The sequence below is a fragment of the Pseudomonas sp. EA_65y_Pfl2_P74 genome (assembly GCF_963970575.1).
Taxonomy (GTDB): Bacteria; Pseudomonadota; Gammaproteobacteria; order Pseudomonadales; family Pseudomonadaceae; genus Aquipseudomonas; species Aquipseudomonas baetica_A.
The window spans coordinates 1-11274 of the sequence record NZ_CAXAOQ010000036.1 but is presented as its reverse complement, the minus strand read 5'-3'; the positions used below and the strand labels follow the sequence as shown (position 1 = coordinate 11274).

5 protein-coding genes are annotated in these 11274 nt (G+C 60.4%); 2 read left to right on the top strand and 3 right to left on the bottom strand.

The window, feature by feature from the left end; genetic code table 11:
• Positions 1-57: 57 nt before the first annotated feature.
• A complete protein-coding gene (locus tag AACY18_RS24260; protein WP_339433518.1) occupies positions 58-723 on the bottom strand; it encodes a DsbA family oxidoreductase in 666 nt (221 codons plus the stop codon).
• Between the two features lie 152 nt (positions 724-875).
• Positions 876-1910 carry an alpha/beta fold hydrolase gene (locus AACY18_RS24255; RefSeq protein WP_339433519.1) on the bottom strand — a complete coding sequence of 345 codons (1035 nt, stop codon included), beginning with the start codon at positions 1908-1910 and terminating at the stop codon, positions 876-878.
• Between the two features lie 206 nt (positions 1911-2116).
• Between AACY18_RS24255 and AACY18_RS24250 the strand changes: the two genes are divergently transcribed.
• The gene (locus tag AACY18_RS24250) at positions 2117-7687 is read left to right on the top strand and encodes a dermonecrotic toxin domain-containing protein (protein WP_339466328.1); all 5571 of its coding nucleotides are present in this window, start codon (positions 2117-2119) and stop codon (positions 7685-7687) included.
• 72 nt (positions 7688-7759) lie between these two features.
• Here the strand turns inward: AACY18_RS24250 and metE are convergent, their stop codons facing one another.
• Positions 7760-10072 (bottom strand): 5-methyltetrahydropteroyltriglutamate--homocysteine S-methyltransferase, encoded by a 2313-nt coding sequence (gene metE, locus AACY18_RS24245; RefSeq protein WP_339466327.1) that lies wholly within the window; start codon positions 10070-10072, stop codon positions 7760-7762.
• Positions 10073-10183: 111 nt separating this feature from the next.
• On the opposite strand from metE, the gene metR reads away from it, so the two are divergent.
• Positions 10184-11101: a transcriptional regulator MetR gene (gene metR, locus AACY18_RS24240; protein ID WP_339433523.1), complete on the top strand. Its 918-nt coding sequence runs from the start codon at positions 10184-10186 to the stop codon at positions 11099-11101.
• The last annotated feature ends 173 nt before the right edge of the window (positions 11102-11274 follow it).

Sequence of the window (11274 nt, the reverse complement as noted above, 5' to 3'; positions counted from 1 at the left end):
AAGCCTGTCAGCCCCTCTCCCTGCGGGAGAGGTCTTCAGTGAGGGGCACTTCGCTCGTCAGTTGACGGTGCCACCCTTGGACTCGGCCATGATCTGCCGGATCGCCCCGACAAAGGTCTCCACCGGCTGCCCGCCCGTCACCGCGTACTGACCGTTGAACACAACGGTTGGCACCGAACTCACCCCGCGCTGCAGCCATACCTGCTCTTCTTCGCGCACCGGCCCGGCAAACTCGTCCGCCGCCAGAATCGCCTCGGCGCGTTGCCGATCCAGCCCGACGTCTTCGGCGATCTGCGCCAATTGCGCGTGATCCGACGGATTTCCGCCATCGGTGAAATACGCCTTGAACAACGCCTCCTTCAACGGCAACTGCAACCCCTCCAGCCCCGCCCAATGCAGCAAGCGGTGGGCATCGAAGGTGTTGTAGATCCGGCTGTTGCCATCGGTGCGAAAGGCAAACCCCAGCTCAGCGCCACGGGCACGGATGGCTTCGCGATTTTTCTGCGACTGCTCCGGGGTCGATCCGTATTTTTCCTGGATATGCTCGGCGATGTTCTGGCCTTCTGGGCTCATTTTCGGGTTCAGTTCGAACGGCTGAAAATGAATCTCGGCCTGCACTTCGTTGCGCAGGATTTCCAGCGCCTGCAACAAGCCATACAGACCGACGACGCACCATGGGCAGGACACGTCGCTGACAAAATCGATTTTCAGAGTGGAATTCATGAGCCACCTCGCGCCGCAAAACCCAGACGATACACCTGTCCGGTCTTGCGGCGACAGTGCTGGCCCCTTCGGGAGCAAGCCCCCTCCCACATTGGCAATGCGTTCCCCTTTGGGAGGGAGCTTGCTCCCGCAGGGGCCCCGCCAAACCTCAGCTACAACAGATTCCCCGCCGCCACCGGTTCGATCTGCGCCCAATGCGACGTGTCCTCACGATGCGCCTGCAGATACGGCAACACCGCCGCCAGCAACGGCGCCTTGAACGCCTCCTGAAAACGGTGGGCCAATCCCGGAATGAGTTTCAACTGGCTGCCACGAATATGCGCCGCCAGGTGCACGCCGTGCATCACCGGCAACAACGGATCAGCCGTGCCATGCACCACCAGCGTTGGCACGCGCAGTTGATTGAGCAGCGCCACCCGGCTCGGCTCGGCCAGGATCGCCATGATCTGCCGCTTCACGCCTTCGGGATTGAACGCCCGGTCGTAGGACACCGCCGCCTGATGCAACAACGCCTGCCGATCATCGGTGACCGAAGGGCTGCCCAGCGCCGCCAGCAAATCCGCCTGTTGTTCCAGTGCCACTTCACGGTTCGGTGCGCTGCGCCGTGACAACAGTTGCACCAATGCCGCACTCGGCGCCGGCAAACCTTCGGCGCCGGAGCTGGTCATGATCAGCGTCAGGCTTTCCACCCGCTGCGGCGCCATGGCGGCGATGTGCTGGGCGATCATCCCGCCCATGCTCGCGCCCAGCACATGGAATTGCTCGATGTGCAGCGCATCCATCAAACCCAGTGAATCCTCGGCCATATCGGTCAGGCTGTAGGGCGCCGCCACCGGCAGACCGAGTTTGTAGCGCAGCACTTCAAAGGTCAGGTTGGCCTCCGCCGGTGCCTGCCGCCAGGTAGACAAGCCGACATCGCGGTTGTCATAGCGGATGACTCGAAAGCCCTGCTGACACAGCGCAACCACCACCTCATCCGGCCAATGGATCAATTGCCCGCCCAGGCCCATCACCAGCAACAGCGCCGGGTCCGAGGCACGACCGATGCTCTGGTAAGCAAGGCTTACCTGCGCCAGATCAACCCGCTCGGTCGGCACATTCACGTCACAACGCGACGCCGCAGATGCCGGTAAACCGAACAAAAGCGCGGCCAACATGGCCGCGACTGATAGAAACACCTTGTACATGAAAAACACCGAAACGCAGAACCCCAGTAGAGCGCGAGTCTGATGAAGTTTGTACAAGCGCGCTGCCACAGTTCGATGACAGTTTGATGAAGAGTGCCGAGCGGTCGTCAATGCCATAACTATCTACCGCCATGGTGCTTCGCGATCCCTCTTAAATGGCTTGCTCAAGGAGTGGAACCGCCGCTCCCATTGCGAGATATGCCGCCATGCCCGATAGCCTTTTCCCCGATCTGCCTTACCCACTACCGCTGGCGCTGCCACCCGCCGCCCCATTGCCCAGACATCTTGATGACAGCCTGTTGCTGCAGGCCACGGCCCGCTGGCGCGAAAGCAGCCAGGGTTTGCGCGAATTGGTTGCCGCGACGCCAGCACTGCGCGACTCGATCAATGAACTGTTGCGCCAACAACTGGATCTTGATGGCGAGCAAGCCGGCCTGCGCTCGACCGCCACGGATAACCAGCCAGAGCGTTTTGTCTGCCTCACCGATGCCTGTGCTTTTGTTGTGCAACACCCGACACTGGAGGCGTCGGTCGATCGGTACAGCCGGGTGACCGGCGTGCCTGTGGCTCATCCGCTGGCCACCTTGAAGCCGCTGCAAATGCTTGAACAGCTCAAAGCCATGAGCACCGAACAGGCACACCAGGCTCGTTGGTTGAGTTTTTGGGACGCGCGGGCGCGCGGCACCCCGGTGACTCGACGCGAGCGGGCAATTCAGCTTTACCGCGATCACTTCGAAGCCACTGCCCAGGTGGCATTCGCCCGCAGGACCCTGACCGTAGAACAACTCAAACCGTTGCAACAGATCATCGACACCCGCACCGGGGTACTGACACTGGACGGTCAGCCTATCCATACGGAACAACTGGCACTGCTGCTGAGCAATAACAGCAAAGTCAAACTCAAAGGCGCGTGGGTCATCAGCGTGGGCGATCCGGCCAAGGCCAGCCCTTTGCTGTATCTGCCCTCCCACCCCGTTGCCATCCAGGCCTTCAGCACACGCCAAGTCATGGAAGACTGGCTGAGCGGCCAGGCGCTTGTCCCGACCGGTTTGCCGACCAAGGACCTGCGCTTTGTCTACAGCGCCGCTGCCGATCCAATGATCACGGGCTCAAGCGACCTGTTTGCCGATCGCCCACAGGCTCAAATCAGCGCGTTACGCAACGCCAACCACGGCAAGCCCGGGCTGATGGAGCATGGCGCGCACTCGCTTGTTCAGGCAGACCTGCTCGATAGCCAGCGCAGCAAAGCGATCATCGTGGCGTTGCCGCCAAACCCGGTGCCCGCACAACTCGATATCGAAACCGACGAACAATCGCTGTTCGGCAGCCTGCGCGCAGCAATCCCGTTGTCGGTGCGACAGGCGTCGCTCAAACGAGCGCGCGACGCACTCGATGCATTGCTGGAAACCGACGGCACGGGACATCGTCAGCAAGAGTGCAAAGACGCACTCAAAGCCCTGGAAGCAGCAGAAAAAACCTGCGACACGGCCGCGACGGCCCTGCTGTATCGAGCGCGACCACAGGACCTGAGCACGTTCAATACAGCGTTCAATCAGATTCATCAGGCGCACAAGGACGGCTTGCACGCCGAGGCAACAGTGCAATTGGCACTGGGTCAACTCGATAGCGCTGAGCACAATCTGCTCAAGGCGATTCTGGACACGCCCCTCGCAGCCGAGCGCGACGCTGAGCTCACGGTTGCCAGCCTGACCCTGACAATGACTCAAACGTCTGACCCGACCACCACCAAGCAGACCGAAACACTTAAGGGCCCGCTTGTTGTGATGCGGCAAGCCGCGCTTCTCGACCCAGACTCGACAGGCAGTGTGTTGCTTTACTGGCCCGGCAGTGGAGGCGGCTTGCAACGCTTTGCCAATCGCCGCGAACTGGAACGCGAAGTGTTCAAGATCCAGGAAAAGGACCCCGAACTGGCGCTGCTGTTGAACCGGATCGACACCGATCCGCTGCACTCGAGCCTTGATGCGCAGATCAGTGAGTTCGAGTCGAACGCCAGCGCACTGCGTGGCCGCAGCGAACACGCCGACGAGCTGGAAATCCTGCGTAAACGCACCCTCGCCGCCTTGCAGGTGCCGGTCAATGCCGCGCGCAACCTGACCTTCGCTCATGTGCTGGAGCAGGATCGCAGCGACACGCTCGCCACCCGTCTGCCAGGCTGGCTCAAGCATCTGTCCGAGACAGACCGGGGCACACTCAAGGACCTGATCCAGCGCTTTATTTCGGCGATGCACCGCAGCCATAAACAACTGGCGCTGGCGCTGGAATCGCGAGACGAATTCACCCGCAAACATTTGCTGAAGCGACTGGGCGATGATTTTTCGATCAAGGGCGATTTCGAGGTGACGCTCGACCTGCCCGAGTCTGTGAAATACGAAAAACGCTTCAAGCCCGCCCCGGGACATTCCGGTTATGAACTGGTGATGGTGCCCAGTACCGCCCGCAGCAAAATGACCCTGGTGGAGTTTGCTCAGCTCAACATCGACAACACCCCGTCCATGCAACTCGAACCGCTTTCGTTGCGTTTGAATTTCGTCCAGACCGAAATCACCGCCACCGATGCCACCGAACGCCAGACGCTGGAGGACGGCATTACCTTTGCGTACCTCAAACGTGTCATTCCGGAACTGGATCTGCCCAACGCCTATGAAAAACTCATTCGCGATACCTTCACAGGGTCGGTGGATGAGTCCGCTTATGTGCGCGAACATCGCCGCGAATGCCTGATCGAGCCCTGGCAGGTCATGCTCAGACTGCAAGGTGAATTCGCCCATCTGCAGAAGCAGATCAGCCTGGACGAGTTGCAGATTCTGAAAATTGCCATCGACGCCAACACCGCTGAGGCCTGGCATGCCGATAACAAACGTGTGGTGATCCGCCCGGCCTATCTGAGCGCGGGTGGCAAGGACACGCACAACGAGGGCCCGGCCACATTGTCCGGGGTGACTTTTATTGAAGAGCAAGTCAGCGGCACGACCTTGCTGTATCTGCCCGACAGCCCCGATGAGCGATTCCTGCGCCGTTACGACAACCTGGAAGCGGCCCGCCTGGGCCTGTACACGCTGTGTCAGACAGACAAGTGGACCTCTTATCTGGCCGGCCGGGCATTGCAAGGCACCGTGCGGGCACATGAAGGCCGGATTGCGCAGGCCGTGCTCAAGCGTTTTGACGCCATCATCGGCGTCGGCGTGCGCTGGCCGGCCACGACTTCGTTTGCCGCCCACCTGCTCGATGCGCACATGGGCCGATTGATCGAAGCCCATCGTTCGACCTCTCGCTCCAACGATGCGTTGTACATGGAGCGTTATGCCCTGAAAGGGCCGCGAGCATTCAACTACATCAAAATGGCCCTGGGCATGCTGCCTTTCATCGGCACCGCCCTGGCGCTCTACGATGCCTGGACGGCGGCTAATCAGGCCGTGGCGGCTTTTTTGCGCGCAGACGTGGGTGACGGCCTGGCCGAAATCGAGTCGGTACTGGTGTCATTGATTGACGCTGCCATGGATCTGTTGCCCGGTGAAATGGTGTTTTCGGGAGTCTCGCGCGGGGTTCGCTCATTGGTGCGGGCACGCCAGGCCCGAGCACTGGCGACCTCGGCGACGGCGATGCACATGCCTTCGCAGCGCCAGGCCCGCCACTTGATCGCCCGTTTTGCCGGCTACGAGTATCAACGTCCGATTTCCCTGGCCGGGCTGGAGCCGGGGACCAGCGGCCTTTATCGCGGCGTTTACCGCCACGCCGACAGTGACTTCATCGTGCGTCAGGGGCGGATTTATGAAGTTCAGCCCAGCACCGATTCACGCAATTGGCGATTGCGTGGCACCTCGCAAAAAACCTACAAACAGCCCATCGCCCTGGACGAAACCGGCCAGTGGGATACCTGGTTCGGCGTGTATGGCACCACCCTGGAAGGCGGCATGCTCGGCGGCGGCAACATCGTCGGATATCTGGCCGATGCACTTGATCCGCACTGGCCGGACCCCATTCGACAACGACTGCCGCAATGGTGGGCCAGCCGTACATTTCGCCGACACCATCAATTGACGCAGGCGGTTGACGACCTCGCCGACCAACTCCAGGCCCGGGGAGAGATAAGCGATGCCTTGATCAATAAATACGCTAGCGCCTCGCTGGCGGATCGAGCGGTCCTGCAACCGGCTGTCGAAGCCGCCTGTGTCGGCGATATCCAGTTGGCGAGCAAACGCTATCAGACACTGGTTGACCTGATGCCACTGACCCATGGCAACAAGAAACGAACCCTGATCGAAATGCAGAGCAAGACCGCATGGTTGATCACTGACCGGCACAGGCGCCGCGCGTTGCACCTTTCACACAGAGCCAAAGCCTTGTCAGAAAGAATCAAAGTGCTGAGTGAAGCGATGGACGATCTACTGCCCGATACGCTCCACCAGCGGTTGATGATGCTGGAAGAAACCCGCACGTTGCGTGTACAGATGGTGCAATGGCTGGAGCAGATGGAGGCGCTCAGGGGGCAAGTCAACCTCTGGTATGACCGCATCCGCGTCAGAGCGGACAAACAAAACATGACGCACTTGGTCGAGGAGCTCAATACCAACCACAGCGATACCAACCTGCTGTATCTGAAAACCGCCCATCGACTGGAAATGGTCAAGAACTATGGCAGCACGGATGATTTGTCGTGGTTCTACCTGTTGGCCCAGGCACGCGAACTTCGCGACGATGTTGACCTGGCTTTGTACACGCAGCACAACCTGCCTAACGTCATTGCGTCACAGGCCGAACGCAACCAGATTCTGCAAAATTGCCTCAACCTGTATTCCCGGTTTCGTCTCGAGATGACGATCTGGACCACCAACTATCCGCAACACTTCCACCTGGATGTGGTTGAACCGCTGCTGAGCGGAATCGAGCGTTTGGGCGACCGTGCCCGCCGGGGCATCATTGATCCCCCTGCACCAAGGCGCACAGGGCAGGTAGTGCAGCGGGTCTTCACCACCGCCGACAATCAGGTGCTTTATGGCGTTGAGCAATGGCATCCGGTGACCCAGGCACGCCAGTACGTGTTCACCGGGCGCGGGGGATACAAGGAAATCTGGGAACAAGGCGCCGACGGCAGAATCCGTCTGACGAACCCGCAAAACATTGCGCCCCCCACACCGCCACAGGTGGCGCTCGCCGTCCTTGTAAGCGATGCGCAACGGCGTCTGGACGCCCAGGCAGCCTACCGGGCCACGGTTGAAAGCAATGCCGATCTGGGCATGCTTCCCGTCGACCTGGAACACATGATGGTCAGTCAGGCCGGCGAGTTGAATCAACGCGCCAACCTGATTCAGGCCAGGTCGGCACAGCTCCCGATCATTGAGCAACTGCGCAACAAGGCCGACGAATTGATTGTCACCGGCCGATCCATACGCACCCAGCGATCATTGACCAGCCAGCAGCCTACCGATGGCATGTTGCAGGATCTTATCGATCACGACGTCGTGGAGATCCGCAGGGTCAGCCCCCTGCAGAACCTCACCAAAACCCCGAACAAACCAGATCATATGCAGGAGTACGAGATCTGGGACATATCGCTGGACCCAGCACAATTGCTTTGGTACGCCCACTTTCACTATCGAAGGCCGGGCGTGCCGTTCAGGGATTTCGAAAAAGCGCATTTGAAACTGCCCGAACACCGCTTTGTCACCCGCGCCGAAAACCCCGACCTGCCTGCCGGGCAGATTGGCAGGGGATCGGCCATCCTCGATTACTTTTTGATGCTGCCAGACGTTAACTGACGCGGTGGCAAGGGACGCCTGTGGCGAGAGATCGACTCTCTCGCCACGCAGGCTTTCGATCACCCCCAGCGCTTACGCCAGCCGGGTGCGCAACTGCCGCGCCGCCGCCACCATGTTCACCAGTGCCGCTTCGGTCTCCGGCCACGCCCGGGTCTTCAAGCCGCAGTCGGGGTTGACCCACAACCGTTCGGCCGGAATCCGCTGCACCGCTTTGCTCATCAACTTGACCATCTCGGCGGTGTCCGGCACCCGTGGCGAGTGGATGTCGTAGACACCCGGGCCAATGTCATTGGGGTAATCAAACGCCTCGAAGGCTTCGAGCAGTTCCATGTCCGAGCGCGAGGTCTCGAGGGTGATGACGTCGGCGTCCATGTCGGCAATCGCTTTGATCACGTCATTGAATTCGCTGTAACACATGTGGGTGTGGATCTGCGTTTCGTCCTTGACGCCCGAAGCCGTCAAGCGGAACGCCTCAACCGCCCAGTCGAGGTATTCCTGCCATTGCGCGCGGCGTAACGGCAGGCCTTCGCGGAACGCCGCTTCGTCGATCTGCACGATCTTGATCCCGGCGTTTTCCAGATCCACCACTTCATCACGCAGCGCCAACGCCAATTGCTGCGCCTGGACTTTGCGCGACACGTCTTCACGCGGGAACGACCACATCAGCATGGTCACGGGACCGGTCAGCATGCCTTTCATGGCTTTGTCGGTGAGGCTTTGCGCGTAGCTGATCCAGTCCACCGTCATGGCGTGCGGCCGGCTCAGGTCGCCGTAAATCACTGCCGGTTTCACACAGCGCGAACCGTAGCTCTGCACCCAGCCGAAACGGGTGAACAGGTAACCGTCGAGCTGCTCGGCAAAGTACTCGACCATGTCGTTGCGCTCGGCCTCACCGTGCACCAGCACATCCAGCCCCAGGCGTTCCTGCACCTGCACGGCGTGGCGAATTTCACTGCGCATGGCGTCGTGGTAATCGTTGGCCGACAGCTTGCCCTGCTTGAAGGCCTGACGCGCCAGACGGATCGAAGCGGTCTGCGGGAACGAGCCGATGGTGGTGGTCGGGAACGTCGGCAATTGCAGGCGCGCCTGTTGTTTGGCGATGCGTTTGGCAAACGGCGAATGGCGCTGGCTGTCGCTGGCATTGATCGCGTTGATCCGCGCCTGCACCTGGGTTTTATGAATGCGCGGTGATTGCGCACGGCTTGCCTGAATCGCTCGGCTTTGGGCCAGTGCGGTTTGTACCTTGGGCGCTTGCGGGTCGTTCAACGCATCGCGCAAAACGGAAATTTCGCTGCACTTCTGTACGGCAAACGCCAACCAGTTTTTCAGTTCCGGATCGAGCGTGTCTTCACGCTCGACATCCACCGGGCTGTGCAGCAACGAGCAGGAACTGCTGACCCACAGGTTGTCGCCGAAACGCTCCTGCGCCGGTTGCAATTGCGCCAGCGCCTGCTCCAGTTCACAGCGCCAGACGTTGCGTCCATTGACCAGGCCCACCGAAAGAATCTTGTAGGTCGGCAGGCGATCAAGCACCTGACCGAGTTGCTCCGGCGCTCGCACCGCATCAATGTGCAGCCCTTGTACTGGCAGGCCGACAGCCAGACCAAGGTTGTCTTGCAGGCCACTGAAGTAGGTCGCCACGAGTTTTTTCAACGGCGAATACTGAAGGATGTGATAGGCGCGTTCGAAGGCGCTCTTCCACGCTTGCGGCAGGTCGAGGGTGAGGATCGGCTCGTCGATCTGCACCCATTCCACGCCTTGCTCGGCCAGGCGCACGAGGATCTGGTTGTAGACCGGCAGCAGACGCTCCAGCAAGTCGAGTTTGTCGAAATCGTTACCTTTGGCCTTGCCCAGCCACAGATACGTCAACGGGCCGATGATCACCGGTTTGACGTTGTGGCCCAACGCCTTGGCCTCTTCGACTTCATCGAACAACTGCTCCCAGCTCAGCTTGAACTGTTGATCAGCGCTGAATTCCGGGACGAGGTAGTGGTAATTGGTGTCGAACCACTTGGTCAGCTCTTGGGCATATCGGGTTTGGCCGTGTTCGCTACCGCAGCAGTTCGAGGTAGCGCCACGGGCCATGGCGAACAGGGTGTCGAGGCTCGGCTGGCCGTGCTCATCGCGCACGCCGTCGAAACGCTCGGGGATCACGCCGAAGGTCAGCGAGTGAGTCAGCACCTGGTCGTACCAGGCGAAGTCGCCGACCGGCAGCAAGTCGATGCCGGCCGCTTTCTGCAATTGCCAGTGAGTGGCACGCAAATCACGGCCAACCTGGTTCAGCGCGGCCTGATCGAGATCGCCTTTCCAGTAGGCTTCGAGGGCTTTTTTCAGTTCGCGGTCGGCGCCAATGCGCGGAAAACCAAGGGTGTGGGCCACGGCCATGTCGAAGGTGCTCCATGAGTAAAAGATGGCGCCATTGTCGACAGCCAGGCCAACATGAGACAAACTCAACCTTTTCGTGTTGATCACAAGTTTTGCTCATGGAGCCAACCGGTGCTTGAAATCCGTCACCTCAAAACCCTGCACGCATTGCGCGAGGCGGACAGCCTGGTCGATGCCGCCGACCGTTTGCACCTGACCCAATCGGCGCTGTCCCACCAGTTCAAGGAGCTGGAAGAGCGCATGGGCATGCAATTGTTCGTGCGCAAGACCAAACCGGTGCGTTTCACCAGCGCCGGTCTGCGCCTGCTGCAACTGGCCGACGCGACCCTGCCGCTGCTGCGCGGCGCCGAACGCGACATCGCCCGACTGGCCGGCGGCACCGCCGGGCGCCTGCACATGGCCATCGAATGCCATAGCTGCTTTCAGTGGCTGATGCCGACCATCGACCAGTTCCGCGACGCCTGGCCGGAAGTCGAACTCGACCTCGCCTCGGGCTTCTCCTTCGCCCCGCTGCCGGCCCTGGCCCGGGGTGATCTGGATCTGGTAGTGACCTCTGATCCACTGGACATCGCCGGCATCACCTACGTGCCGCTGTTCACCTACGAAGCCATGCTCGCGGTGGCCAATCAGCACCCGTTGGCGAACAAACCCTACATCGTCCCCGAAGACCTGCTGACCGAAACGCTGATTACCTACCCGGTGGAACGCGACCGCCTGGACATTTTCACCCGCTTCCTTGAACCGGCCGACATCGAACCGGCGCAGGTACGCACCTCGGAACTGACGGTGATGATGATGCAACTGGTCGCCAGCGGCCGTGGCGTCTGCGGCATGCCGCACTGGGCGCTGCATGAATACAGCTCACGCGGTTACGTGAAGGGCAAACGGCTGGGGGAGAAAGGCTTGTTTGCCACGCTGTACGCCGGGATTCGCGCCGATATGCTCGATGCGCCGTACATGCGCGATTTTCTGCTGACGGCCAAGGACACCTCGTTCTCGACGCTGGATGGTGTTAGCGCGGTGCGTTGAATCACCCAACACCAAAAGGAAACCAGTCGGTACTACTTGCTGGTTTCGGCGTTTTTCAAGGTTGTTGTCGCGTCGCCGTCTAACTATGCCGCTCTTTTCTCGGTCTGCTGCTGCCGATCCGGGTTCAACATCACAGTGCCCATCGGCTCCCAGTTTCTTGTCTGGCCAGACCA

What these genes read in the sequence shown, in the direction of transcription:
- AACY18_RS24260 (WP_339433518.1), bottom strand. Translation starts at nt 723, where the DNA reads ATGAATTCCACTCTGAAAATCGATTTTGTCAGCGACGTGTCCTGCCCA.
- AACY18_RS24255 (WP_339433519.1), bottom strand. Translation starts at nt 1,910, where the DNA reads ATGTACAAGGTGTTTCTATCAGTCGCGGCCATGTTGGCCGCGCTTTTG.
- AACY18_RS24250 (WP_339466328.1), top strand. Translation starts at nt 2,117, where the DNA reads ATGCCCGATAGCCTTTTCCCCGATCTGCCTTACCCACTACCGCTGGCG.
- metE (WP_339466327.1), bottom strand. Translation starts at nt 10,072, where the DNA reads ATGGCCGTGGCCCACACCCTTGGTTTTCCGCGCATTGGCGCCGACCGC.